This is a genomic window from Flavobacterium cyanobacteriorum (assembly GCF_002251835.1).
In the GTDB taxonomy this organism is placed as follows: Bacteria; Bacteroidota; Bacteroidia; order Flavobacteriales; family Flavobacteriaceae; genus Flavobacterium; species Flavobacterium cyanobacteriorum.
This window is the reverse complement of sequence record NZ_NOXV01000305.1, coordinates 25,157-51,365: the sequence shown is the minus strand read 5'-3', so window position 1 is coordinate 51,365 and position 26,209 is coordinate 25,157. Positions and strand designations below refer to the sequence as shown.

The window sequence follows — 26,209 nt, the reverse complement described above, 5'->3', positions numbered from 1 at the left end:
CTATTTATAGTAGCTTACATCAACCCTGAGGTTGATGTTTTTTAAACTTGTATAATTTTGAATGCCAACAAGTTTGTCCTCTTTATTAAGAAACATAGTAGACGTTTCGCCAACATATAATAAAGGTACATAATAATAGCACTTGTGACATGAGGTATCAGAAACTGTTTCAATAGATAACATAAAGGCATTACTTTTGAAATCAAATTCCTCAACATCCATCATAAACTTTTTGTCTTTGCCTTTAGGATCCTCATTTATAACAGCAATGATAGGCACAGAGTTTAAAGGCGCTCCTACATTTCCGTCTTCAGGCATATCGTACACCATTATTTTAAAAACTGTTTTATGGTTCAAATAATCTTTCCTTACCGATTTACCGGTTGGAGTATTTTGCCTAAATGAACTAAAATATAATGTAAGATCGGATAATTTACCCTGGGGCAGGTTTTCAACTACGAAATATACAGGAAATTTAACCCTACTGGCAGTCATTTCAAACCACATGTGTTTATGCTGCCCTTTCCCAAGTTTAATTTTTTTCTTCTTCTTATTGTTATCCTTTTCTATAATAAGTTCTTTAAGGAAAATAGTATCTTTAGACAAATCCTGTGCGAGAAGCATATTACTCGATAAAGTGAGCGCCAGGATTAAAAATATTTGGTTGCTGAATGGCACAATAGTTCTTTTTAAAATAATGGGTAAATATATTATTTTTTTACTGCCACGCTTACATCAATTTTTAAGGCCGCGCAAGCCCACCGGCGGTTCCAGTCTTTTGATGCGGAATCCCTAAACAGGGTGAGGTACTTATCATAGCCGTTGCAGAGGCAGTCTACATAAAAATCATTTTTACCCCTTTCGCCTAAAAGCCGGAGCCCGATAAAAAGCCTGTCAGGGCTTTTAATGCCAAGCGCAGAAATATTAATAACTACACCTCCTGTATGTGATTTTTTCAGCCGTAAAAGCATGGTTTCGTGCACCAGCCGTTCTCCGGGGGTATTGTTATCATTTACACGGTACAGCAACAATTCAAAATCCCGGTCGGTAACATTCTGTGGAAGGCGCTTATAAGCATCAAACATTTCATTGAAGTAAAATCTTATACTGTTGAGTTCGCCTGCCGGAAGATTATCTACAAGGGAAATAATTTCGGAAGCGTCGCTAAGATTATCGGGCGCATAGCATTTGCCACGGCGTGCAATATCCCTGATCCTGTAGTTACTACTACTGTATTTGGTTATCACAAGCTCATCAAGCCTGATAGTGTCTTTTACTATATCACTGACCTGGGCATTGCCAACAGCTACAGCCATGATTATAAAAATAAGGATATACTTCATCCCGGTAAGATAACTATCATTTTAGTAACATCGGTAATTTTTTGATTTAAATTTAAATTAAATTTGAAGCTATAAACTTCGGTATTTAAAGCATGTATTTCCTCACACGGGAACTTTATTTCCCATCTGTAGAACGATCATCGCCTGAAGGGCTGGTAGCCGTAGGGGGCGACCTGTCGGCTGAGCGCCTTATGCTGGCCTACAGAAGCGGTATTTTTCCATGGTTTGAGGACGATGAGCCAATACTATGGTGGAGCCCGCCACGGCGCATGGTGCTTTTTCACGGCGAGCTAAAGGTATCAAAAAGCATGCGGAATATTTTAAACCGCGGCATTTTCAGGGTAACATCTAACACGGCATTTAATGATGTAATCACTTCATGCAGGCATATTGAGCGCGAAGGGCAGGACGGCACCTGGATAACCGGTGAAATGGTAGAGGCCTACTGCAGGCTTCATGAGCTGGGCCTGGCACGCTCTTATGAAGTATGGCAGGACCAAGAGCTTGTGGGCGGGCTGTATGGTGTGGACCTTGGCCATGTTTTTTGTGGCGAAAGCATGTTCTCTAAAGTGCCAAATGCGTCTAAAGCAGCTTTTATAGCCCTGGCGCGGCAGCTTGAAAGGGAAGGCTATGCCCTGCTTGACTGCCAGGTGCACAACAGCCACCTGGAGAGCCTTGGCGCACGCGAAATAAGCCGTGAAACTTTCATTAAGATATTGACTGAGACACAAGGCCTATAATCAAACCTGCCGGGATAAAGCTATCACCCTTGTGCCTTTCGGAGAATATGGCCATTGCCATCTGTATCATCACAGGTATGAAATAAAAAACCCATTCACCGGGGAATGGGTTTCTTTATCTTTCTCTTTTACGTCTTAAGCTTCAAACGGAACTACAGAAACGTACGACTTGTTATCGCCCTTTTTCTGGAATTTCACAACACCGTCAACTTTTGCATGTAGCGTATGGTCTTTACCCATGTAAACGTTTTCGCCCGGGTTGTGCTTAGAACCTCTTTGCCTAACTATAATATTACCGGCAATAGCAGCCTGGCCGCCAAAAATCTTAACGCCTAAACGTTTCGACTCTGATTCCCTACCGTTCTTGGAACTACCGACACCTTTCTTGTGAGCCATGATGTTTTAGTTTTTAATTGTTAATATTATTCTGCAGATTCCGCTTCCGCTTTTTTAGTGGCTTTCTTCTTGGCCCCTGCACCGGTAATTCCGGTAATCTCGATTTGAGTAAGAGCCTGGCGGTGGCCGTTCTTAACTTTGTAACCTTTTCTCCTTTTCTTTTTGAAAACGATTACTTTGTCTCCTTTTAAGTGCTGCAGCACTTTGGCTTCAACAGAAGCACCTTCTATAGCCGGGGCGCCAAGGGTAACGTTACCGTTATCGTCCAGTAAAAGAACTTTTGCAAATGTAACTGCATCACCTTCTTTACCTTCTAAACGGTGAACAAATACCTTCTGGTCTTTGCTAACTTTAAATTGTTGCCCTGCTATCTCTACGATTGCGTACATAACAATATAATTTGGTTATTTTTTGAGCCTGCAAATATACAACTAATTATTTACCATACAACTTCCGGCCATAAAAATAGCTGGCAACAAACAAAAAAACCGCCATAAGCTAATGAAATCATAAAAAAAGTTAGCTTTATTGTAACAAAATATCGAAATTGCGTACCTATTATCAAAATCAAAATATTAGTAATCTTTATGAAAAAATCTTTAATGGCTTTGGGTTCCCTCCTGATGCTTGGCGGAGTAGCTTCGGCTCAGAAAGTAGCATTCGAGGAATATAACCTGGACAACGGGTTGCACGTAATCTTACACCAGGACAAATCAGCTCCTGTAGTGGTTACTTCGGTAATGTACCATGTGGGTTCTAAAGACGAAAACCCTGAAAGAACAGGATTTGCACACTTTTTTGAGCACCTGCTTTTTGAAGGGACAAAGAATATCCAGCGCGGTGAGTGGTTTAAAATTGTAACTGCCAATGGCGGTAACAACAACGCCAATACCAGCGATGACAGGACGTATTATTACGAAGTTTTCCCTTCAAACAATACCGAACTGGCTATATGGATGGAATCAGAAAGGCTTATGCACCCTGTAATTAATAAGATTGGTGTTGACACGCAGAATGAGGTAGTCAAAGAAGAAAAAAGGCTTCGTGTTGATAACCAGCCTTATGGCAACCTTATTGCAGAGGTAAAGAGGAACATGTTTGTAAACCACCCTTACCGATGGGCTACCATAGGCTCAATGGAACACCTTGACGCCGCTACGCTTGATGAATTCCTGGCATTCAACCACAAGTTCTATGTACCTAACAACGCTGTTCTTGTTGTAGCCGGTGATATTGATATTGCGCAGACAAAAGCATGGATACAAAAATATTTTGGCCCTATTCCTAAAGGAGCTCCAATAAATCGCCAAAAGTTTGAAGAGAAACCTATTACCCAAACTATTAAGGCAACTTACGAAGATCCAAACATCCAGCTTCCGATGGTGGTGGCATCATACAGGACCCCATCAATGAAAACAAGGGATGCACGCGTACTGGACATGATATCTTCAATCCTTAGCGACGGAAAAAGCTCAAGGATGTACAAGAAAATTGTTGATGACAAGAAAATTGCCCTTCAGATAGGCGCCTTCAACTACAGCCAGGAAGATTACGGGCTATATATAATATACGGAATACCTATGCAGGGCCACACGGCACAGGAGCTTGTTAAAGAAGCTGACGAAGAAATCGTTAAATTACAGAACGAGCTAATTTCTGAAAAAGAATTCCAGAAGCTTAAAAACCAGTTTGAAAGCCGCTATGTAAGCAGCAACTCAAGCGTAGAAGGCATTGCTGAAAACCTTGCAACATACTACATGCTTTACGGAGACATAAACCTTATCAATACTGAGATTGACATTTACCGTTCTATCACTAGGGAAGAAATAAGGGATGTGGCAAGGAAATACCTTAACCCTAACCAGAGATTATTACTTGACTACGTACCAGCTAAAGACAAAGCACAAAACTAAGTACATAAACTATCATGAAAAAAGTTATATATCTATTAGCCGGCATGTTCATTACCATTACTATGCAGGCACAGGACAAAACAAAATCGCTTACTGTCAACAGGCAGGAACAGGAAAGGCCAATGCCTAAACCGGGGCCGACACCTAAAGTAAATGTGGGCAAGCCGCAAACCTTTACGCTTAAAAACGGCCTTAAGGTGCTTGTGGTTGAAAATAACAAACTGCCAAGGGTTTCATATACCCTTACGCTTGATAACGCCCCGTATGCTGAAGGCAACAAAAAGGGTGTGGCTGACATGCTAAGCGCCATGATTGGCAACGGCACTAAAAAAATGGCTAAGGATGCTTATAATGAAGAAATAGATTTCCTTGGCGCTGATATTAATTTTTGGGCTGAAGGTGCTTCTGCAAATGGCCTTTCAAAATATTCAGGCAAAATACTTGAGCTGATGGCCGATGGTGCCCTTAATCCTGTATTCACTAAAGAAGAGTTTGAAAAAGAAAAAGCTAAAATGCTTGAGGGCCTTAAAGCCGATGAAAAAAGTGTTCCTTCTATTGCACAAAGGGTAACTAATGTGCTTACCTACGGAAAAAGCCACCCGAATGGCGAATTTGTAAGCGAGCAGACCCTTAATAATGTAACACTTGAAGATATTCAGGATAATTACTCAACTTATTTCGTGCCGGGCAACGCTTACCTTGTTGTGGTTGGTGATGTAAAATTTAACGATGTAAAAAAACAGGTTGAGAAACTTTTTGGTTCATGGAAACCGGCCAAAGCACCAAATGTAAGCTATACTGATCCTAAAGATGTACAATACTCACAAATCAATTTTGTTGATATGCCGAATGCAGTACAGTCTGAAATTTCGGTAGTGAACGTAGTTAACCTGAAAAGGACTGATAAGGATTATTTTGCTGCACTGCTTGCCAACCAGATACTTGGCGGTGGCGGTGAAGGCCGTTTATTCCTTAACCTGCGTGAAGCCCATGGATGGACTTATGGCGCTTACTCTTCAATCGGTGCAGGAAAATATGTAACTTCTTTCCGTTCTTCAACACAGGTTAGAAATACTGTTACCGACAGCGCAGTGGTAGAGATCTTTAATGAGATCAAAAAAATGAGGAACGACCTTGTAACAGAGGAAGACCTTAAAAATGCCAAAGCTAAATATATAGGCAACTTTGTAATGCAGATGGAAAAACCATCAACTATTGCAACTTATGCACTACAAACAGAAACACAGGGCTTACCTGCTGATTTTTATGAAAACTACATCAAGAACATTAATGCAGTAACTGTTGAAGATGTAAGGAATGCAGCTAAGAGATTTTTCCTTGCAGACAATGCACGTGTTGTTGTAGTTGGTAAAGCTGCTGATGTACTTCCAGGGCTTGAAAAGACTAAAATCCCTATCTTCTACTTTGACAAATTTGGTAACCCGACTGAGAAGCCTGTTGCTAATAAAGCAGTTCCTGCCGGTGTAACAGCTAAATCAGTACTTGATAACTACATTAAGGCAATTGGTGGCGAAAAGGCAGTTAAAGGTGTAAAAACACTTTACACAAAATCTACAGGTACCGTACAGGGAACACCCCTTGAACTTACCGTAAAAGCATCATCTGACAAAAAACAGTTTGTTGAAATGAAAGCTATGGGCATGAGTATGATGAAGCAGGTAGTAACTGATAAGTCAGGTTACAGGGTTCAGCAGGGACAAAAATCTGACATTACCGGTGAAGAGCTTAAAGGACTTCAGGAAAGCGCCGTGCCGTTTGAGGAGCTTTCGCTGATAAACAGCAAAGACGTTACCCTTACAGGCATTGAATCTATCAACGGTAGTGATGCTTATGCTCTTAAAAAAGGTAATACTACTTATTACTATGATGTAAAAACAGGGTATAGAGTAGGTGAAGCAAAAGAGGAAGAGCAGATGGGCCAGAAAATGACACAAACTACTTTTTACAGTGATTACAAAGATGTAAAAGGTATAAAAGTACCTCATAAAATGACCATGAATGTGGGCATTGACATAGAGCTTACTGTTTCTGAAGTTAAGATAAACGAAGGCGTTACTCCTGCTGATTTCCAGTAAAAGAGTTTCCTCGATACNCAAACGAATAAGGTAAAAGTGTAGTTTGACGTTGATTGTAGTGTTTGAAATTCATTTCTAATAATCTGTAAATCAGATATAAATATACAAATTACAACTCTTTTATGCAAGAAAAACGTAAAAAAACCGTCTCAAGTTGTGAGACGGCTTCCTCATTATTTTAAAAGTTTTAATATTGCTTCCCCTACCCCTTTTGCTGATTGTGGATTTTGCCCTGTTACCAGCCTGCCGTCAACTGTTACATGCGGCTGCCATAAACCTGATTTTTCAAATTTAGCCCCGTGTTCTATCAGCTTATTTTCCAGAGCAAACGGGACCTCCTTATCCATTTTTACAGCAATTTCTTCTTCATTGGTAAAGGCATTTACCTTTTTGTTGCTCACCAGGTATGAACCATCCGATAATTTAATATTTACAAGCCCGGCCGGCCCGTGGCATACTGCCCCTACTATCCCTCCGGCTTCATATATTTTAGCGGCAATGGCTGCCAGGGCTTTGTTATCGGCAAAATCCCACATAGCGCCGTGGCCTCCTGCATAAAAAACAGCACTGTAATCTGCCGGGTTTACTTCCTCAGGCTTTTTAGTATTTTCTATTTTATGCCTGTATTCCTTATTTTCCCAAAAAGCTTTGTTAACAGGATCTGTAAGGTCAAAACCATCTACAGGGGCTTTACCGCCTTCAGGGCTTACAAAATCTATATCGTAGCCTGCATTGTGCAGTACTTCCCACGGGTGAGATACTTCGCCAAGGTAGAACCCTGTAGGTTCACCTGTATTGCCTTTTTTGTCGTGGCTTGTTACCACAAATAAAACTTTCTTTGCCATATTCTTTGCTTTTTTAGTTTGTGAAAAAACGTTTTGTGCCGGTAACGCAATAAGCAGCGCTACAGCAAGCAGGTTTTTGATTTGTTTCATAGTTTTATGATTTTACAGGGCAAAGTTCGGCAGGGTAATCCATAAAGTAAAGGAAGTATATCACGTATTTATTGTGACCTGTATCACATCAGGCCAGGCGGCTCAGTGTTTCCCTTGAAACACCCAGATAAGCGGCAAGAAGTGTTTTCGGCACGCGGTTAACAAGCCCGGGGTACAACAACCTGAACTGTGCATACCTTTCGGCGGCAGTGCCATCCAGCAGGGAAAGTATCCGGCGTTGTAACGCTACATAGCCTGAATTTGATTTTTTAAGGAAAAAGTACTGCATCTTGGGAAATTCAGCACAAAGCCTTTCCCTGCCATCAAATGAAATAGACAGTACTGTGGTATCTTCAAGGCAATCAAGATTAAGCGTGGCGGCAGCCTGATTAAAAAACGCATTATAATCAGTAACCCACCAGTCTTCGGCAGCAAACTGGAGTATATGGTCTTTACCTTCTGCATTAGTATAATACAGTTTAACCAGCCCTTTTAAAATAAAAAATTCATTAGTGGCATTGCCACCTTCCTGAATAAGGAAACGATGTTTTTTAAATTGTTTTTCCGTAAAAAAAGACTTTACGGCAATGAATTCATCTTCGGTCAGTGATACTATTTTTTCAATATGGCGCCTCAGTTCGTCCATGGCAGCTATAATATATAGAACATCAGCCCGAAATTAACCGAATATAGATCTATACTTTCGCCGCCGGGCAATGTTGCGGAAGATTTGAAAATGGGATTGAGCCCATAATAGGCATATAGGTTCCAGGTGTTCCATCCCGCAGCGATATAAGCACCATACATAAAACGGTTCAGGTCGTTATTACCTTTTATTTTAATGGTTTCTTCACCTGATTCAAATTCTGCATTATCAGCCAGCAGGAAGCTAACTTTAAAGCCGAGGTAAACCCGCCAGAACTGGTGGCTCAGAGGATTCGAATCGCGCCATCGCAGTTCAACCGGCAATTCGGCGTAATGCAGCACCAGTTTGTTACGGCTGAATAAATTTTCAGGAATTACTTCATAACCATAGCCTCCACCGTCAGCACCGCTAATTTTAAGGTTATATTTTATATTGTTGTAAGCATAACCCAATCCGGCAGCCACAGCATAAGTACGGGCTTTATTGATGGGCATATCCCTCAGAAAACCTATGGTAAAGCTGCTGGAGAACGAATTCTGCGAAAAGTCGCGCGGCTTCCCCTGCAACAGGTTATAGGCTATCGAAGCATACATCTGGTCTTCACGATACAAAGTATCTGCAGGGGTGGCAATAGTATCATTTTTTGTACCAGTAAGCACAAGGCCCTGCTGTGCGGAAACAGGCAGGTGAAAAAGCAGGAATGCTATAAAAAGTAGCCGCATAATTGTTTTTAGGGTTCTTTATACAAAGATGCGAAAGTTTGCCGAAAATTAAGAGCCCTTTTTTACTTTCTTAGGTACTTAAAGGCAATTATACCGCATAAACATCTCATGTGCCAAAAAACCACTTTAAACGGCTAATGAGGAATCGGTAAAACACAATAACTCCACATTTATGCACCCTGATAGTTACATTGACAGAAAGTTATTTCGTAAGGCTTTCGCAGGTCTAAATCCTTCACGCATTTGATGAGCCGAGGATGTCATCGGTAAAAGATTTACCTTAAGGCAGAATTTGAAAAATTCAAATAGCTATTTTTTTTCAGCAAGTTGTTTAGCAATTAATTTCTTCCTGTATTCTTCAATANAATAAAAAACCGTCTCAAAATTTAAGTATTGAGACGGCTTCTTTTTATGGCATAAAGATTGACTTATACATCCGGAAAGCAAACTCAGGATTATTAAAATTATCTAAAAGTCAATGCTTTATATCAGGCCTGGCTTTTTTCAGGCGTTGTAAGAATTTAATGTTTAATGACAAAATGACCTTTAACCAGATATGTCTAACCAAAAGATTTTAAATATTGACAGTTTGTCACTCCAGGAACTGGATACTGATGCGGAACTTATACCGCTAATGACCCCGGAAGATGAAGAGGAGATGAACAATGAGCAGTTGCCGGCAGACCTGCCCATACTCCCACTGCGGAACATGGTACTTTTTCCCGGTGTAGTAATACCTATTACTGCAGGCAGGGATAAGTCGATTAAACTTATTAATGATGCCAATAATGGAAGCAAGATTATAGGTGTCGTTGCTCAAAAAGATGAAAATATAGAAGAGCCTGCAGCCGGCGATGTACACCCTATAGGTACGGTAGCCAGGATACTCCGCGTACTGAAAATGCCCGATGGCAACACAACAGTAATCCTGCAGGGAAAGAAGCGTTTTGAAATTGATAGGGTAACCACAGAACAGCCCTACTTAAAAGCCACTATAAAAGAGGTACATGAGTCACGGCCTGAAAGGGCCGATGTGGAATTTGCCACTATTATTGAATCCATCAAAGAACTGGCCATACAAATTATAAAGGAGAGCCCCAATATTCCTACTGAGGCTACTTTTGCTATAAAGAACATTGAGAGTGATTCCTTCCTGGTGAATTTTGTATCTTCAAACATGAACCTTACAGTTAAGGAAAAGCAGGAGTTGCTGGCTAAGAATGATTTGAAAGACCGAGCCCTGGAAACGCTGCGGTATATGAACCTTGAACTGCAGAAGCTGGAACTCAAGAATGATATACAGAGCAAAGTACGTTTTGACCTTGACCAGCAGCAGCGCGAATATTTCCTGCACCAGCAGATGAAAACCATACAGGAAGAGCTGGGCGGGGTAAGCCACGATCAGGAAATTGAAGAGATGCGCCAGAAGGGCAAGCTGAAAAAGTGGAACGATAAAACGAAACTCCAGTTTGAGAAAGAACTCGCCAAGCTGCAAAGGATGAACCCACAGGCGGCCGACTATGGTACGCAGCGCAATTACCTTGAACTCTTACTTGATTTACCTTGGAACGTGTACAGCAAGGATAACTTTGACCTGAAAAGGGCAGAGCGAATACTGAACCGTGATCATTTCGGGCTCGAAGATGTGAAGCAGCGTATCATAGAATACCTTGCGGTGCTTAAACTCCGTAATGATATGAAGTCACCGATACTCTGCCTTTACGGGCCTCCGGGTGTGGGTAAAACTTCTATAGGTAAATCAGTAGCCGAAGCGTTAGGCCGGGAGTACATCCGTATTTCCCTGGGCGGCCTCCGGGACGAAGCAGAGATACGGGGACACAGGAAAACCTATATTGGCGCTATGCCGGGCCGTATCATCCAAAGTATTAAAAAAGCGGGTACCAGTAATCCTGTGTTTGTACTGGATGAGATAGACAAGCTTAGCATAAGCAACCAGGGAGACCCCTCAAGTGCACTGCTTGAGGTGCTGGACCCTGAGCAGAACAAGGAGTTCTATGATAACTTCCTTGAGCTGGGTTTTGACCTTAGCAAGGTCATGTTTATTGCTACATCAAATAATATGGGCAGCGTGCAGCCTGCCCTCAGGGACAGGATGGAGATAATAACCATGACAGGCTATACTATTGAAGAGAAAATTGAGATTGCTAAACGCCACCTGCTTCCTAAACAGATAAAAGAGCATGGCCTTACCGATAAAGACGTTGCCATAGGTAAAAGGCAGCTTGAAAGGATTGTTACCGGCTATACCCGTGAAAGCGGTGTACGCGGACTAGAAAAGCAAATTGCCAAGGCGGTGCGTAATGTGGCAAAATCTATTGCCCTGGGCGAAGATTACAATATTAAGCTGACGGACGCGGACATAACCAAGATACTTGGAGTACCAAAGATGGAACGTGACAAGTATGAAAATACCGATGTTGCCGGGGTAGTTACAGGGCTGGCCTGGACGAGCGTAGGAGGCGATATATTGTATATTGAGTCGATATTAAGTAAAGGCAAGGGGCACATGAGCATGACAGGCAACCTGGGTACGGTAATGAAAGAATCGGCTACCATTGCGCTGGAATATATAAAATCGAATGCGGAGGTACTGGGCATAGACCCCGATATGATCAACCATTATAATGTACACATACACGTACCGGAAGGTGCCACGCCAAAAGACGGCCCAAGTGCCGGTGTGGCCATGCTTACATCTTTAGTATCCTCATTCAGGCAGAAAAAGGTAAAAAAACACCTCGCGATGTCGGGCGAAATTACCCTGCGTGGCCGTGTATTGCCCGTAGGCGGCATTAAAGAAAAAATACTGGCAGCAAAGCGCGCCAATATCAGGGAGATAATACTTTGCGAAGAAAACAGGCGCGACGTAGATGAAATAAACCAGGATTATCTCAAAGGCCTTACATTCCATTATGTGAAAAACGTAAGTGAAGTTATTGAACACGCAATAAGCCACGAGGATGCCATCTATGCCAAACGGTTCAAGCTGCAGACTAAACAGATAATGGAGGATAAAAAGTAACTGAAACGCTCGGGAAACTGGGCGTTTTTTTATTAATACATAATCATGGTAAAAAAAATAATACTGTTCCTGATCATCAGTAGTTTTTCCTCCTGCGAAACAGTTAAGCGCACCTATTTTGGAATGGAAAAAACTGAAATAACCATAAAACCCGACACTGAGGTTATTGAATATTACAGGCCTTTTTTAAAAGATAACGAATACGCGCTAAAAATTTATACACTTTCCAATTATGATGCGGCGGGCAAGGCTTTAAGTAACATTGGGGTTCCAAAAATATTTATCAAAAACAGGAAAACCAACGTAATTTATCAGTTAGATTGTTTTGAAGATATTCAGGACAATATTCAGGATATTAATAATAATGTTATAGATGGTTACATCACCCTGAAAAATGAACAGGAATTTAAAAACCTTGAAGCTTTTATAAATGCTGCTCAATCTTCTAAAATGATATTTTTCTCGGGGGAAAACAACACTATGAAAACATGGGATATTTATATATCGTATGCTACTTTTCTGGGCAAAAAACTTCGAAAATTAACTTTACCCGTTACGGAACTTAATGATATTAATGAAATCATAATACTCAATTTAAGCTTCAATAAAAGCGCTGCTGAAATCAACTAATAATCTCACAATTACTATATATGAAAATTACCACTAATATTATTTGGATAATGGCTGTACTATGCTTGTCAATGGGGTTAAACGCATGTAGAACCCAGAAAGTAAGTGCTGATATTGAAGTTTCAAATAGTAAGAGAGTCGAATATTACAGGCCGTTTTATGAATCAGCACCATACACAACCCATATTTTTGCATTAGCAAATGTGAACGCTGTTTATAAAGCCGCCAGTAACTTTGATATACATGAATTGTATGCAGTTAATAATACAAATGATTCAATATACATATTAGATAGAAATTTTAAAAATATCTATCTCAATTCAAATGGTGAAAGGACTTTAAAGGGCCATATAAAGCTGGCTAAAGCAGAAGACATAGAAAAGTACAACACGCTTAAAAGATTTATAAATAACAATGAATATTGTAATCTTGTTTTTTCTTCGCCTAAAAATGATAATAAAGGAATATGGAAAGTATATCTTGTGTACAGTACAGCAGTCAATGATAAAATAAAAGAGCAAATATTACCTTTAAACAAATTAACTGATATAAAAGAATTAACCATATTAGACCTTAGCGCAAATCCCAAAGATTCACAGTAGTATGGATAAAAGCTTCTGTTATCAATTCCCCCGAAATATATTCAGGCGGTTAATTTTTTTAATAATATTCAATTTTCCTTATTATGCGATACGAACGTTTATCACCCGTTGTATACATAATATTTTTGGTTATCCAGTTTCCCTGACTGTCGTATGTATAAGTATATCTTTTCTCGTCCGTAACCCTGCCCTCCGCATTTGTTGTTGATATGGCGCTAATATTACCCGATTTATCGTAATTAATGAGGGTTATTGACTGGAGTAAGCCGTTTTCATATGATTTATTGCCGGTCTTTTTATTCTTGTTGTTGTACATAAACAACTCTTTACTTTCTATTTTATCAAATTCTGAATAAAATACTTTTACCGTCATATTATTTTTTGAGTCGTATTCGTATTTTTCATAATTATCTGTTTCGTTTTTATGATTATAATTTATAATTGTAGAAATATTTTGCCCTTCATACTGGTAGGTAGTTTTTGACAATAATTCCCCATTGTTCCCTGTTTTGATTTCTGCAATCTTCCTGTTTTGGGCATCATACTCATATTGGGTACGCTGTTCTAAAATTTCAATATTATAATAAAGGTTTTCGGCATACAATTTCCTTTGATTATCATAAAAATATTGAATTTTTTCTTTCAGGTTGCCCCGGGCATTGTAGGTAAGCCGCTCAAAAGGGAGGCCGGTTACTACTTTGATTATGGTTTTTTCAATAATAGTATTGTCGGGATTTTTCCGTTCGGCAACAATGTTTATTTTTCCGGTTTTATCCCATTTGTATTCTGTAATAGTATAGGGCTTGCCGTTTATATACTGCGTGGCAGAGAGTTTCTGGTTCTTTCCGTTGTATTTTGTTTCTTCAAATGGCTGGCCATTGTCTATCCATTTCTTTTCCAGTATTAGTTTCCCTTGTTCACTAAAATACAGGTCTGTATTGTGTTCCGCCGGGTTTTCACGGTTCATTGCAGGCTTACCGGGAATAGTTGTAGCGGCAAAAGATTTTTCGCTCATGCTCTTGACATTGCCTTTTAGTTCATAAAAAGCCCAGTCGGTTTCTGAGTAATCTATTTCAGGTTTTTTGCTGCATGACAACAAAAACAGTAGGGTAAACAGGTAGGGACAATATTTCATTACAGGATAAGTTTGTATTCCAAAAGTCTGTTATTTTTTTAAAATTCGCAATACTATAAAAAATATAATCCACCCACAGGCGGATTATATACATCAGTATGTGCTGATAAATTATTTTTTCGCTACGGCTGCGTCGTATTTCCTGGCAACAGCATCCCAGTTTATAACATTGTAAAAAGCATTGATATAATCAGGCCTTTTGTTTTGGTAATTTAGGTAGTAGGCGTGTTCCCATACATCCAGTCCAAGAACCGGTGTGCCTGCTATGCCGGCATTAGGCATTAGCGGATTGTCCTGGTTCGGGGTACTGCCAATAGCAAGTTTTCCGTCTTTATTCACTACAAGCCATGCCCATCCTGAGCCAAACTGTTTGGTAGCAGCTTCTGTAAATTGTGTTTTAAAAGCGTCAAAAGAACCAAAATCTTTGTTTATAGCCTCTGCAAGGGTGCCTTTTGGTGTTCCGCCCGCATTAGGGGCCATTATTTCCCAAAAGAGTGTATGGTTGTAGTATCCGCCACCATTGTTCCTGACAGCCTTGTTTTCCATATCAAGGGTTTTAAGTATTTCCTCAATTGTTTTCTTTTCAAGGTCAGTGCCGGTCACGGCTTTGTTAAGTTCATCAGTATATTTTTTATAATGCCTGGAGTAATGCACTTCCATCGTTTTTGCGTCAATGTGGGGGGCAAGCGCATCATAGGTATAACCAAGTTTAGCGATCTGGAAAGGGCCTCCTTCCGCTTTTACATCGTCAGGGTTGCCAAGCGGTACTGCTTTCTCTTCTTTTTGAGGTTCCGGTGTCTGAACCACTTCTTCAAGATGGCCTTTATCTTTACACGACGGCATGGACGAAAGGGCTACTAATGCAAATACAAGGATTTTTACTTTTTTCATAATATTATGTTTTAGTTACTGAATCGATAATTTCTATGTATAATTTTTTAGCTTCATCAGGCTGCAGATGCCGTACCTGCATCCATGCATTCATCTTAAAGGCATTCCTGAGGTCAAAACTATGCTGGTACATAGGGTTAGCCTCGCCAATAGTTGCCTGTTTATAATAAGCATATAGCCTCAGCATGACATCCTGAGGCAGTGGATGCGCCAGATTTGAAGCCTTTTCATAAGCTTCATGAAAAAGGGTATCCAAATCTTTTTCTTCCATCTTAAGCTCTTCTTGCAATTATTGTTTTTCCGCCAATGGCTTTTTGGTTCAGCTTCACATCAACAGGCGTCCCTACAGGAAGGAATATATCAACCCGCGACCCAAACTTAATAAAGCCGGCATCAGTACCCTGTACCACATGCATGCCTTCGCGGGCATAATTCACAATACGCCTTGCAAGGGCACCGGCTATCTGCCTGTATAATATTTCGCCAAATGTACGGTTTTCAATAACTACTGTCGTACGTTCATTTTCTTCACTGGCTTTTGGATGCCATGCTACAAGGTATTTACCGGGATGGTATTTACTGAACTTAACAAGGCCGTTAACCGCATAGCGGGTAACATGTACATTGATAGGCGACATAAAAATAGATACCTGAAGGCGCTTGTCCTTGAAATATTCCGGTTCATAAACTTCTTCAATTACTACAACTTTCCCGTCAACAGGGGCTATAATAGTAGTATCGGTTGCATTTACCGGCCTTTTCGGATTCCTGAAAAACTGGAGTATCAGTATGAGGAATACCAGCGAAAATATCTGGATAAACTTTAATAGCCAGTAACTTTGAATAAATTCTTCTGAAAGCAGTATGACTGCCACAGTTATTGCCATTGCAATAAAAATAATTTTAGCGCCTTCTTTATGAAACATAATGGATGATTTGATAAAACAAAAATAAGAAAGGTATAGCAAATATAATACTATCGAGCCTGTCAAGTATTCCGCCATGGCCGGGCATTATAGCACCGCTGTCTTTAACTCCGGCATCGCGTTTGAATTTGGACTCCACTAAATCCCCAAGTGTCCCAAATACAACCACTATCAAAGCAGTGCAGATCCATAATAGGGATGATTGCCCAAATTCGGGGAACAGGCTGACGGTGAAGCCAGCGGCTACCGCAAACACCATACCTCCCACAAAGCCCTCAACTGTTTTTTTGGGGGATATCCTTTCCAGTAATTTTGTCCGACCCAAGGCTTTACCTACTATATAAGCAAATGTATCATTAGTCCAGATAAGGATGAAAATACCTATAAGCAGCCACCTGTTATAAGCGCCAGTACTGAAAGGCATCCTGATCAGCAGCAGGAACGGAATAATTATATATCCTGAAAGAAGGACAATTTTAGCCAGAAAATCAACTTTTGTGTGACGTGCCGGATTAAACAGGCGATACAGAAGCGTGCAGCCTACACAGAGCGCCGCCACAGTCAGCATAAGGTTGTAAACTTTATTATCAGAGATAAAAACAGCAAAGAGGATATAGCCTGTTGCCGCTATAATAAAAGGTAAAACCTTATTAAGGCTTACAAGCCTGCAAAATTCCGATACCGCAGTAAAGAGGAAAACGCCGAACAGCAGGGTAAATGTTAAGCCTGAAAATAAGGTAGCAGAAATTAGGAGAGCAATATAAACAATACCTGAGAGCGCCCTGACAATGCTTTCATTCATTTTAAAGATCTTCTAAAAGCAACAGGTAAAGATTTTTCGCAGCACTGCCATATTGAAGGAAATCTTCCTCTTTAGCTTTTTCGAAATATTTTATAGTAGTTATATTGGTAGGATAATCTTTGTCATATTTCTTTTTGATTTCCCTTAATCCGTCACTTTTTGAACCTAGTATCTGGCTGGTAGTGGCAAATATCACAATACTGGCCGGCAGCTCATTGGGTTTATTTTGCTTTATCTGATTTGATGAAAACAGTATAGAGCCTTCATCAGCAATAAGGTTTTCGCAGGTAGCGAGTAAAAACTTCGGATCAGAAGGCTTCTGATAAGATAGTTTGTTCTCATCGAGCAGGCTAAATAATTTTGGCTCGAAACAAAGGGCCTCACATTCAAACCAGTCATTTTCTTCCAGGATATTCAGGAACTGGTCATGTACTTCCGGGAGGTTTTCGCAGTAGAGGAATTTACCGCCGTTTTTCTTGAAGTTATAGGTAAAAAGTTCATCAGCAGGTACTTGTTTTTCAGGCAGGAAAGGGTTCGCATCAGAATTTTTTTCCTCATTCGAAACGTCGTTAGCGGCGCCAAAGATTTTTTTAAAAAGACTCATACCTGCTCCCTATATTTTCATTTTTTTGATATTACTCAAAGATAAAAAAATCTTAATTCAATTTTTCAACTGAATTAAGATTTTTGAAAATAAATTATTTCACGGCTATTATGCCTCTGTAACTACTTCTGTATCTGTCCTTTCATGAGGCCTTTTGCCAAAAATATCTTCCAGGTCATCCTTAAATATAACTTCTTTTTCGATAAGTATATCAGCAAGCCTGTTCAGCTTGTCCTTATTTTCGTTCAATATCGCGATAGCCCTCTGGTATTGCTCTTCGATTAGTTTTGAAATTTCTTCATCTATAAGTTTTGCCGTTTCCTCCGAATAAGGCTTGCTAAAGCTGTACTCGGCCTGCCCTGTTGAGTCGTAATACGTGATATTGCCCAGTTTTTCGTTGAGCCCGAATATTGTAACCATGGCGCGAGCCTGCCGTGTCACCTTTTCAAGGTCGCTGAGGGCTCCGGTGGATATTTTGTCAAACACTACTTTTTCGGCGGCTCGGCCACCCATTGTAGCACACATTTCATCAAGCATCTGCTCAGGCCTTACAATCAGCCTTTCTTCCGGGAGGTACCAGGCAGCGCCCAGGCTCTGCCCACGTGGTACTATAGTTACTTTTACCAGCGGTGCGGCATGTTCTAGTATCCAGCTTACGGTAGCGTGCCCGGCCTCGTGTATGGCAATTGCTTTTTTCTCTTCGGGTGATACAATTTTGTTTTTCTTTTCAAGCCCGCCTACTATCCTGTCTACTGCGTCAAGAAAATCCTGGCGGTCTACAGATTTTTTATCTTTGCGGGCCGCAATAAGCGCCGCTTCATTACATACATTGGCAATGTCAGCTCCCGAAAATCCCGGAGTCTGCTTGGCCAGGAAGTCAGTATCAAGGTCTTCGGATTTTTTAAGCGGTTTCAGGTGTACCTCAAAAATTTCCTTTCGTTCCCTAATGTCCGGCAGGTCTACATATATTTGCCTGTCAAAACGACCGGCACGCATAAGTGCTTTATCAAGTACATCCGCACGGTTAGTCGCGGCAAGCACAATAACATTGGTGTTGGTGCCAAAACCGTCCATTTCTGTAAGCAGCTGGTTCAGCGTATTTTCACGTTCGTCATTAGATCCCGAAAAATTATTTTTACCTCTGGCACGGCCTACGGCATCAATTTCATCAATAAAAATTATGGCCGGAGATTTTTCTTTAGCCTGTTTAAAAAGGTCGCGTACCCTTGATGCGCCTACACCTACAAACATTTCTACAAAGTCAGAACCTGAAAGTGAAAAGAAGGGTACCTTTGCCTCGCCGGCAACTGCTTTGGCCAGTAGTGTTTTGCCTGTTCCCGGAGGGCCTACCAATAGCGCACCTTTGGGGATTTTACCACCTATACTTGTATATTTTTCGGGATTTTTAAGGAACTCTACAATCTCCTGTATTTCTTCTTTGGCGCCCTCAAGGCCGGCAACATCTTTGAAAGTTACCTTAATATCATTCTTTTCATCAAAAAGGCGCGCCTTAGATTTTCCTATATTGAAAATCTGCCCGCCACCCCCGCCGGCACCTCCACCGGCCATGCGGCGCATCATGAAAATCCACAGCGCTACTATAATTAGTACCGGTAGTAGGGTTAGGAACAGTTCCCCCCACTGGCTTTCCTGCTCAGCCGAATAGTCATTGAGTTTACCATCTTTGTTAGCCTGGTACAGTTTATCTACAAAAAGTTCGTTTTTATCACCAAGTATAACTGTATAATGCGGGCCTTTATTAGGCTTTCCAAAAACATCTTCCCGAACATCTTTATGGGCATTGTCTTTAACCGCATCAGGCTTCAGGAACACCTTTGCCTGGGTTTTGTCATATATCACCCTGCCTACCTCACCTTTATCAAGGTAACTGTAGAATTTTGAGAGTGATATTGGCTTAGGGTCGCTCCAGCCAGAATTCCCAAAAAGGAGGTTAATAGCCAGGAACAGTAGCAGAATACCGCCATATATAAGCCATGGACTTATTTTAACTTTATTAGGTTTATTATCTTTTGACATGAATGTTAATATTAGTAGTTGTTTCCTATTGAAGTTATCCTTGCATCGCCCCAGAGGCTTTCAATGTTGTAGTACTCGCGTATGTGTTTCTGGAAAACATGGACTACAATATTAACATAGTCCATGAGTACCCACTCTCCATTTTCAGTGCCTTCAACATGCCAAGGCTTGTCTTTCAATTCCCTGGAAACTATTTTCTGGATGGAGTGAACTATAGCGTTCACCTGTGTATTTGAAGTACCGTTGCATATCACAAAATAGTCGCAAACGGTGTTATCGATTGCCCTCAAGTCAAGAATATCTATGTCATTTCCTTTTACTTCTTCAATCCCTTTGATGATGTTGGCCAACAACGCATCATTGTTTATATTCTTTTTCGCCATTTAAAAATTTAGTTATTACGCAAAGTTATCATTTTTGTATTTACTTTTGAAACTTAATACAAGATTAAAAGCATAGTACTTACATTATTTGTAAATGAATATTATCAAACTCAGTGCCACGAACTCCACTAATGATTACCTAAAAACGCTCGCTGCTGAAAGGTACGTAGAACATTTGACACTTGTAGTTGCCGAACACCAGTTGAACGGCAGGGGGCAGAGGGGCGCTCAGTGGTATGCTGAACCCGGTAAAAACTTAACTTTTAGTATATTAATCAAAGATTTACTGCTTGATATCAATGAGATATTTTACCTGAATGCAGCTGTTGCGGTTAGTATAACAGACACTCTGGCACATTATTTATCCGATATCAGTATTAAGTGGCCTAACGACATTTTGGCAGGTAATTATAAGATTGGCGGGATATTAATTGAAAACAGCATTAAAAACAACGGCGAAATTGTTTCAGTGGCAGGTATAGGGCTCAATGTTAACCAGCATAATTTTGAGGGCCTGCCCAAAGCTACATCAATGGCTGTTGTGGCTGGGCATGATTTTGATAAAGAAACCATTATGCTGGCAATAGCTGATAACCTGAAGCGAAACATTGCGGCTCTCATGCATAACGGCAGTAATGCCCTTTGGGAGAAGTATCATGATAAATTGTACAGGAAAGGTATACCCATGCCTTTTGAAAAAGAAGGACAGAAATTTATGGGTATTATTCAGGAAGTGTCCCGTACCGGAAACCTTAAAGTTACCCTTGAAGATGACACCACAGCCTTGTTTGGCCTTAAAGAAGTCCGGCTCCTGTACTAATCGGTGGTATAAAGTTCATCCTCTTCTTCAGTAAAATCATTAAGAAGGAAATCAATGACAAGTTCTATGGTGTCACCGTTTTCATTAAGGCCCCAGTAGGCAGGGTAGTAGCCGTCTCCCCAACCCGAAGCAAACATGATGACGTTGTTGTCAGATTCTTTGTAGGGGTGGTGGTCATTCCAGTCGCCAAGGGACCGGGAAAATTGGTTTTTGCCTGAATAGTCACGAAACTCATCTGCAAGTACCTCATCATAATAGTTTGATTCCGGATTTTTTTCCTGTAATTCATTGATTTTGGCAACCAGTTCTTCATTGGTTTTCGCATCAACAAAGGCCGCAATCCCTGATTCTACGGCAAAACCGTAAAATTCATCTTCAGCCAGTCCATTCAGTTCTTCGTCGGTAAGGTCTTCCGTTATGGCTAAAATCCATTTTTTTGCTTGTTCAGGCCTGAATTTAATTTTGGCATAAGCAACCCTGTGGTGCAGCCCGTCAATCTCAGCCATATAGATAAATACAGGATATTTATCAGGCTCTACCGTACGGGCGAAAGGCTGCTGTGTATCTGTAAAAAAAGGGTCTGCGGCTATTACACGGCCTGTGGGCAGGTTGAGTTCGCCTATGTGTATTTCTACGAGTTCGGCGTCGTTTATTTCATCTTCAAGATCATAAAAAATCTCATAGTCTTTAAGGTCTTTCATAGTACGTGATTTATGGATATTTAAAGTTAGCCAAAACTTCAGTTCATCTTTTGTATTTATCAATATTTTAACCGTTATAGTTTTTCAGGGCTAAAGTAGTCATACCGGTTAATAATAAGCTGAGAGCTTACCTTGTCTTCAGTAAGTGTTATGAGCCTGTACCCAAAAGAAGATACATTAATAGTAATATCCGGGGCATTCTTTTTCACCTGGAAAGATACAGCCGGCGTCACGTACTGTGTTATATTCCTGTCTGTCCTTTTATCTGGCAAATGATAATGTCCGCAAAAAACAATTACTTCTTTTTTGCATTGCTGCAGGATACTGCTCAGGCTGTCCCTGTTTTGCAAGGGGTAAATCCTGTCCATTGCAGTACCTACATCAAGTATTGGGTGATGGATGAAAACAATTATCTTTTTTAGCGTTGTGGCTTCTGCTGCCAGCCATTGTAGTTGTGCGTCGCTTATAGCAGAGGAGGACGAGTCAAGAAATATGTATTTATAAATGTCATCTTCATATGCGTAGTATAATCCGTCTTTACCGGCAGAAGCAGTATTGGTGTACAGGCTTAGTACTTCCTGCAGGTTGTCATGGTTCCCTAAAACAATTCTAAATCCGGGTTTGTATTCATTCAGTTTGTCCAGAAGCCAAGGCGCTGTGCCCGGCTCACCAATATCTCCCGTGAAAATAATTTCGTCTGTGCCATAGTCCGCGGTATGTCGCAGTACTGCTTCCAAATTGGCCCTTGGGTCGGCATCGCGTTCAAGTGCGGTAGGGTCGTCAATATGCGTGTCGGTGATATGGGCTATACGCTTTAGCATTTGGTAAAATTAAAAAAATAAAAGCCTTTTAGCGTACTAAAAAGCTTTTATTTTACGTGTCGGTACTGAAAATCAATAATTAAGCCACGCTTGAAGGACAAATCCTTTTTGATGCAGGTTTAATGGGTTGCATCTTTGCCGTATATACTCAGATAATACGATTCAGGATTACTCTTTCATGGTGTGGTACACGTTCATCACATCATCATCTTCTTCGATCTTTTCCAGCAATTTCTCCACATCGGCCACCTGCTCGGGGGTAAGTTCCTTAGTTATCTGCGGAATTCTTTCAAAACCTGATGATAATATATCTATTCCCCTGTTTTCCAATTCTTTTTGTATGGCGCCAAAACTTTCAAAAGGGGCATACATTATAATACTGTCTTCATCTGCAAATATTTCTTCCACGCCAAAGTCTATCATTTCTAGTTCAAGCGCTTCTACATCCTGCCCATCGGCAGGAATGCGGAAATTGCATGTGTGGTCAAACATAAATTCTACGGAGCCCTGTGTGCCCAGCGCACCGTTACATTTGTTGAAATAACTCCTTATGTTAGCCACAGTACGGTTATTATTATCGGTAGCCGTTTCTATCAGTATGGCTATGCCGTGCGGCGCGTAACCTTCAAATAATACTTCTTTAAAGTTGGCCGTATCCTTGTCTGAAGCCTTTTTTATTGCCCTTTCTACATTGTCTTTGGGCATGTTTGCTGCTTTGGCATTCTGTATGACGGCCCTTAAACGTGAGTTAGTCTCAGGATTTGGCCCGCCTTCCTTAACGGCCATAACAATATCTTTGCCTATCCTTGTAAACGTTTTGGCCATAGCCGACCAACGCTTCATTTTCCTGGCTTTCCTAAATTCAAACGCTCTTCCCATAAAATTTTAGTTAACGGCACAAAAATAAACTTATTCGTAATTTCTGCAAAGGCTATTTAATCTTTTGGAACGTGTTTGGATACAAAAGTCTCACTGGCCTGGTTCCAGTCGTTTATAGCCTTGTTTTTATCGTTATTATAGTTTGTGTTCAGGTTGTTATAGTTTGATATGAGTTTATTGAAGTCAGCAACTGTTTTATTATATGCTGCGATTTCTTCTTTACTGGGAGATGACTTGCTATTAATGGATTTACCGGCCTCTTCAGCTTTTTGTTTCATCATCATGAAGTCTACAACCTGCGGCGCATATTCAACAGCTTCTTTTTTATAAGTTTCAAGCATTTTCTTTGTAGCGTTTACCAATAACATGTCATTCTTGTAAGGTTTGGCATCCTTAAGTTTCATAAGGCCTTCATCAGCATATTGTTCGAGAGCTGAGGCATTTTGCTGGATACTGTTTATGTCATTTGCAGCAACGGCTTTCATAAGGTTTTCATCAGTAATATAAACTTTGAAGAAAATCAGGTACATTTCGGACTGGTGGTCAAAAACTTCATCTGATATTTTCATGTTTTGGGACAGCTTGCTGTTATTTTCCGTGATTTGGATGTTGTATTTGTTTGCAAATATTTTTTGGTTAATATTTAATTTTTCAACTTCAGAATTTATTTTATTGTTTATCAGGTCACGTGCTGTAATGTAGGCTTCCATAAAGTCGTATGACTGCTCGGCTACCTCCTGCAGGTTTATAATTTTGCTATATTCTTCATTTATATAATTTTCTGTAACAGTAAGGTAGGCCAGTAACTGGTCCCTATACTCAGTATCTCCGTTATATCCGTTTTTTGCGGCCTCAATTTTTTTGATGGCCGACTGTATGGATTTAATAAGCTCTTTGCGTGTAGCTTCTATTTTCCTGGCCCTTTTGCTATGGGCTACAGCTTTGGTATATTTCCATGTACTTGCCGAAATTTGTTCTGTTTCTTTGCCGATATAGTTTAAATATTCTATAGGTGTTTTAAAATTTTGTGCCACTGCTGAAAACGAAGCGGCATAGGCAAATAAGAAAATATAAAATAACGTTTTTTTCATAGGTATGTTAGGGATTGGTTAATTTATTAAGGTCATAGAGGATTTTAAGGCTCTCGTAGATGTACGGGTCTTTTTTTAAAGCATTGATTTTATGCTCCATGGTACTTTTAAGATAACTGTCGTACATCATTACTTCTGAAGCAAAAGATGTATTGTCAACTGTCAGTGGCTGCTCTTTTTCCGAGGCTTCATTTATACTTTTCCAGACGCTGTCCATGGAATGCACATCTTCAAAAACAGCGTCAAAGGTAAGCAGCAATGGTTTCTTGTCTTTGAGCATCAGGTTGTCAATCTGGTTATTGATGTCTTCTACTTTTGCAAAATCACTATTGTTTTTAATCCTTTTTTTGCTAAGTTCCGCAGCCTGTAACAGGGGAGTCCTGGAAAGTTGCTTGTATCTCAGGTTCATATTGATGCTGTCATTGGCCATCGCATTGGGCATAGTACTTTCCCGGGGCATTAATTTTTCCAGGAAAACAGGCATCACAACATCAGGCTTTATGCCTGTGTACTGACTGCTCTTGCCGGTCACCCTGTAAAACTTGTCAATCGTTACTTTAACAAAATCCTTTGGATTTTTTTCATCAAGCGGTATAATGGTTTGCATGGTTGCTTTTCCCAGTGTGGTACTGCCCGCAACCAGCGCCCTGTTGTAATCCTGCATTATACCTGCGAAAAATTCGCTTGCCGACGCAGAAAAATTATTTACAATTACTACCAGCGGGCCGTTGTAGAACGTTCCCCTGTTTTGGTCTTTTATAGTTGTGAAACTGTGGCGTGTATCTGAAACAATTGCCAGCGGGCCATAGTCTATAAACATGCCTGACAATTTGATGGCTTCTTCCATAGAGCCGCCGCCGTTATACTGCAGGTCCAGGATTATACCATTTACATTGTCTTTTTTAAGTTTGGTGATTTCTTTTGCCACATCATCGGCACAGCCCCTGATGCTGTTATCCGCAGCACTGTAAAAACTCGGTACTTTTATATAGCCTACTTTTTCGCCCCTGTCACTGAGTATAAAACTGTATACGCTGTGGTCTTCGGCCTTCATGATGGCTTTTTCAAGCATGACGGAGTATACTGTCCCGTCATTTTTCCTGAGCGTGAAGCCTATTTTTTTATAATCATCAGACAGGACTATGTTACTTATCATTTCTGACGTAGCACAGTTCACACTATATTCTTTGCCTTGTGAGATTAACGTTATAATCTGGTCTCCCTTGCTTATCTTATTTGACTTATAAGCCGGCCCCCCGGGAACAATGTCTTCAACAATTATTTCTTCATTATCATTTTTGCTCACTATCAGTCCCAGGGAATAATTTTCTGTTGATATCGAAGACATGAATGATGTTTTTTCATCATTATTCAAATAAGTAGAGTGGGGGTCATAGTATGAACAAAAGGCAGAAAAGAACCTGTTGTACATGCTGTTTTCAAAGCCTCCTGGAGGATTTAGCCGGGTATTTGCCCTGCACAGGTAAAGCTCCACAATTTTTGATTGGGACGCTTTTGCCAGCTTCACGAGATTTAGTCTTAGCGAATCCCTGTTTTTACTTTGCTTGGCAATGTCTTCAAAAATATCGTGTATCAGTTTCTTGCGAATAAACTTCCTGATCCGTGCCGCATCCTTATGATAAGGAAAATGGCTTTTGGAAAAATATAATGTGTCAACAGCAGCCCCGGGTAGTTGCTGGCTGCTTATTGCTGTGACATTTTCTTTGTTTCGCGCGAGCGCAGTTTTATAAATAGAAATAAAATCATTGAAAAAACTGCAATCTTTGTTTTTTATATAATTGTCAATCAGGTATTTATGTTTAGAAAGCTTATCTACATCTTCCTGGATGAAGAGCATCCTGTCTTCATCGAGCCCATTCATGACGGTATTAAAAACATAAACCGACAGGCTGTCGTCTACCGGTTTAGGCTTGATGTGCGCTTCCTGAAGCACAAAATTTACTTTTGAAAAAATATCGCAGGCTTTCTCATGATTCTGGGCCGCGAGGGCAACCGGAAGCATACAGGTAATTGCGATCAGTTTTTTCATAGC

Annotated in this window: 27 protein-coding genes; 7 read left to right on the top strand and 20 right to left on the bottom strand. The window is 40.4% G+C overall.

The features are described 5' to 3' along the window. Both CHU92_RS15070 and CHU92_RS15065 read right to left on the bottom strand, forming a co-directional pair. Positions 1-678, bottom strand: a complete 678-nt coding sequence (locus CHU92_RS15070) for a hypothetical protein (protein WP_129583108.1) — start codon at positions 676-678, stop codon at positions 1-3. 32 nt (positions 679-710) lie between these two features. Further along, positions 711-1,316, bottom strand: coding sequence for a hypothetical protein (locus tag CHU92_RS15065; protein ID WP_207759856.1), 606 nt, complete (start codon positions 1,314-1,316; stop codon positions 711-713). A 119-nt stretch (positions 1,317-1,435) separates the two neighbouring features. Here CHU92_RS15065 and aat point away from each other — a divergent pair, with 119 nt between their 5' ends. Further along, positions 1,436-2,083, top strand: coding sequence for a leucyl/phenylalanyl-tRNA--protein transferase (aat, locus tag CHU92_RS15060; RefSeq protein WP_094417031.1), 648 nt, complete (start codon positions 1,436-1,438; stop codon positions 2,081-2,083). Positions 2,084-2,218: 135 nt separating this feature from the next. Here the strand turns inward: aat and rpmA are convergent, their stop codons facing one another. Continuing rightward, positions 2,219-2,479: a 50S ribosomal protein L27 gene (gene rpmA, locus CHU92_RS15055; RefSeq protein WP_094417029.1), complete on the bottom strand. Its 261-nt coding sequence runs from the start codon at positions 2,477-2,479 to the stop codon at positions 2,219-2,221. Between the two features lie 26 nt (positions 2,480-2,505). Continuing rightward, positions 2,506-2,868, bottom strand: a complete 363-nt coding sequence (gene rplU, locus CHU92_RS15050) for a 50S ribosomal protein L21 (protein WP_094417027.1) — start codon at positions 2,866-2,868, stop codon at positions 2,506-2,508. A gap of 198 nt (positions 2,869-3,066) precedes the next feature. Here rplU and CHU92_RS15045 point away from each other — a divergent pair, with 198 nt between their 5' ends. Beyond that, entirely contained in the window at positions 3,067-4,392 is a 1,326-nt protein-coding gene (locus CHU92_RS15045) for a M16 family metallopeptidase (RefSeq protein ID WP_094417025.1), read from the top strand. A 14-nt stretch (positions 4,393-4,406) separates the two neighbouring features. After that, positions 4,407-6,488, top strand: coding sequence for an insulinase family protein (locus CHU92_RS15040; protein WP_094417023.1), 2,082 nt, complete (start codon positions 4,407-4,409; stop codon positions 6,486-6,488). A gap of 173 nt (positions 6,489-6,661) precedes the next feature. Here CHU92_RS15040 and CHU92_RS15035 read toward each other — a convergent pair whose 3' ends face one another. From CHU92_RS15035 to CHU92_RS15025, 3 genes are all read right to left on the bottom strand, one after another. Beyond that, entirely contained in the window at positions 6,662-7,423 is a 762-nt protein-coding gene (locus CHU92_RS15035; protein ID WP_243389620.1) for a type 1 glutamine amidotransferase domain-containing protein, read from the bottom strand. Positions 7,424-7,511: 88 nt separating this feature from the next. Continuing rightward, on the bottom strand, positions 7,512-8,069 hold the full coding sequence (locus tag CHU92_RS15030; RefSeq protein ID WP_094417021.1) for a Crp/Fnr family transcriptional regulator: 558 nt from the start codon (positions 8,067-8,069) through the stop codon (positions 7,512-7,514). A 5-nt stretch (positions 8,070-8,074) separates the two neighbouring features. Continuing rightward, the gene (locus CHU92_RS15025) at positions 8,075-8,791 is read right to left on the bottom strand and encodes a porin family protein (RefSeq protein WP_094417019.1); all 717 of its coding nucleotides are present in this window, start codon (positions 8,789-8,791) and stop codon (positions 8,075-8,077) included. A 556-nt stretch (positions 8,792-9,347) separates the two neighbouring features. Here CHU92_RS15025 and lon point away from each other — a divergent pair. Genes lon through CHU92_RS15010 form a run of 3 tightly spaced genes read left to right on the top strand, consistent with a single transcriptional unit; the run spans position 9,348 to position 13,066 of the window. After that, positions 9,348-11,834 (top strand): endopeptidase La, encoded by a 2,487-nt coding sequence (gene lon / locus CHU92_RS15020; RefSeq protein ID WP_094417017.1) that lies wholly within the window; start codon positions 9,348-9,350, stop codon positions 11,832-11,834. A 45-nt stretch (positions 11,835-11,879) separates the two neighbouring features. Next, positions 11,880-12,464: a hypothetical protein gene (locus CHU92_RS15015; RefSeq protein WP_094417015.1), complete on the top strand. Its 585-nt coding sequence runs from the start codon at positions 11,880-11,882 to the stop codon at positions 12,462-12,464. A 20-nt stretch (positions 12,465-12,484) separates the two neighbouring features. Beyond that, complete coding sequence (locus tag CHU92_RS15010) at positions 12,485-13,066, top strand: hypothetical protein (protein WP_129583107.1); 582 nt, start codon at positions 12,485-12,487, stop codon at positions 13,064-13,066. Positions 13,067-13,124: 58 nt separating this feature from the next. On the opposite strand, the gene CHU92_RS15005 is transcribed toward CHU92_RS15010, so the two are convergent. The 8 genes from CHU92_RS15005 to rsfS all read right to left on the bottom strand — a co-directional run bounded on the left by CHU92_RS15005 (position 13,125) and on the right by rsfS (position 19,844). Then, on the bottom strand, positions 13,125-14,201 hold the full coding sequence (locus CHU92_RS15005; protein ID WP_094417011.1) for an RHS repeat domain-containing protein: 1,077 nt from the start codon (positions 14,199-14,201) through the stop codon (positions 13,125-13,127). A 111-nt stretch (positions 14,202-14,312) separates the two neighbouring features. Beyond that, complete coding sequence (locus CHU92_RS15000; protein WP_243389621.1) at positions 14,313-15,044, bottom strand: superoxide dismutase; 732 nt, start codon at positions 15,042-15,044, stop codon at positions 14,313-14,315. Positions 15,045-15,096: 52 nt separating this feature from the next. Continuing rightward, entirely contained in the window at positions 15,097-15,363 is a 267-nt protein-coding gene (locus CHU92_RS14995) for an acyl-CoA-binding protein (RefSeq protein WP_094417007.1), read from the bottom strand. Position 15,364: 1 nt separating this feature from the next. Next, the gene (locus tag CHU92_RS14990) at positions 15,365-16,018 is read right to left on the bottom strand and encodes a phosphatidylserine decarboxylase family protein (protein ID WP_094417005.1); all 654 of its coding nucleotides are present in this window, start codon (positions 16,016-16,018) and stop codon (positions 15,365-15,367) included. After that, entirely contained in the window at positions 16,008-16,820 is an 813-nt protein-coding gene (locus tag CHU92_RS14985) for a phosphatidate cytidylyltransferase (RefSeq protein ID WP_094417003.1), read from the bottom strand. The genes CHU92_RS14990 and CHU92_RS14985 overlap by 11 nt, the downstream gene beginning before the upstream one ends. Before the next feature lies 1 nt (position 16,821). Further along, positions 16,822-17,424 carry a lactate utilization protein B/C gene (locus tag CHU92_RS14980; RefSeq protein ID WP_094417001.1) on the bottom strand — a complete coding sequence of 201 codons (603 nt, stop codon included), beginning with the start codon at positions 17,422-17,424 and terminating at the stop codon, positions 16,822-16,824. 108 nt (positions 17,425-17,532) lie between these two features. Continuing rightward, positions 17,533-19,461, bottom strand: a complete 1,929-nt coding sequence (ftsH, locus tag CHU92_RS14975; RefSeq protein ID WP_094416999.1) for an ATP-dependent zinc metalloprotease FtsH — start codon at positions 19,459-19,461, stop codon at positions 17,533-17,535. A gap of 11 nt (positions 19,462-19,472) precedes the next feature. Then, positions 19,473-19,844, bottom strand: a complete 372-nt coding sequence (gene rsfS, locus CHU92_RS14970; RefSeq protein ID WP_094416997.1) for a ribosome silencing factor — start codon at positions 19,842-19,844, stop codon at positions 19,473-19,475. Positions 19,845-19,938: 94 nt separating this feature from the next. Here rsfS and CHU92_RS14965 point away from each other — a divergent pair, with 94 nt between their 5' ends. Continuing rightward, entirely contained in the window at positions 19,939-20,664 is a 726-nt protein-coding gene (locus CHU92_RS14965; RefSeq protein WP_094416995.1) for a biotin--[acetyl-CoA-carboxylase] ligase, read from the top strand. Here CHU92_RS14965 and CHU92_RS14960 read toward each other — a convergent pair. The 5 genes from CHU92_RS14960 to CHU92_RS14940 form a co-directional block, all read right to left on the bottom strand. Continuing rightward, positions 20,661-21,365: a DUF4241 domain-containing protein gene (locus tag CHU92_RS14960; protein ID WP_094416993.1), complete on the bottom strand. Its 705-nt coding sequence runs from the start codon at positions 21,363-21,365 to the stop codon at positions 20,661-20,663. The two genes, CHU92_RS14965 and CHU92_RS14960, sit on opposite strands and share 4 nt — an antisense overlap. Before the next feature lie 74 nt (positions 21,366-21,439). Next, positions 21,440-22,186, bottom strand: coding sequence for a metallophosphoesterase family protein (locus CHU92_RS14955; RefSeq protein WP_094416991.1), 747 nt, complete (start codon positions 22,184-22,186; stop codon positions 21,440-21,442). A gap of 168 nt (positions 22,187-22,354) precedes the next feature. Further along, positions 22,355-23,065 (bottom strand): YebC/PmpR family DNA-binding transcriptional regulator, encoded by a 711-nt coding sequence (locus CHU92_RS14950; RefSeq protein WP_094416989.1) that lies wholly within the window; start codon positions 23,063-23,065, stop codon positions 22,355-22,357. A gap of 56 nt (positions 23,066-23,121) precedes the next feature. Continuing rightward, positions 23,122-24,156, bottom strand: a complete 1,035-nt coding sequence (locus CHU92_RS14945; protein WP_094416987.1) for an LIC11966 family surface protein — start codon at positions 24,154-24,156, stop codon at positions 23,122-23,124. A gap of 7 nt (positions 24,157-24,163) precedes the next feature. Beyond that, the gene (locus tag CHU92_RS14940) at positions 24,164-26,206 is read right to left on the bottom strand and encodes a carboxy terminal-processing peptidase (protein ID WP_094416985.1); all 2,043 of its coding nucleotides are present in this window, start codon (positions 26,204-26,206) and stop codon (positions 24,164-24,166) included. Between the last annotated feature and the right edge of the window lie 3 nt (positions 26,207-26,209).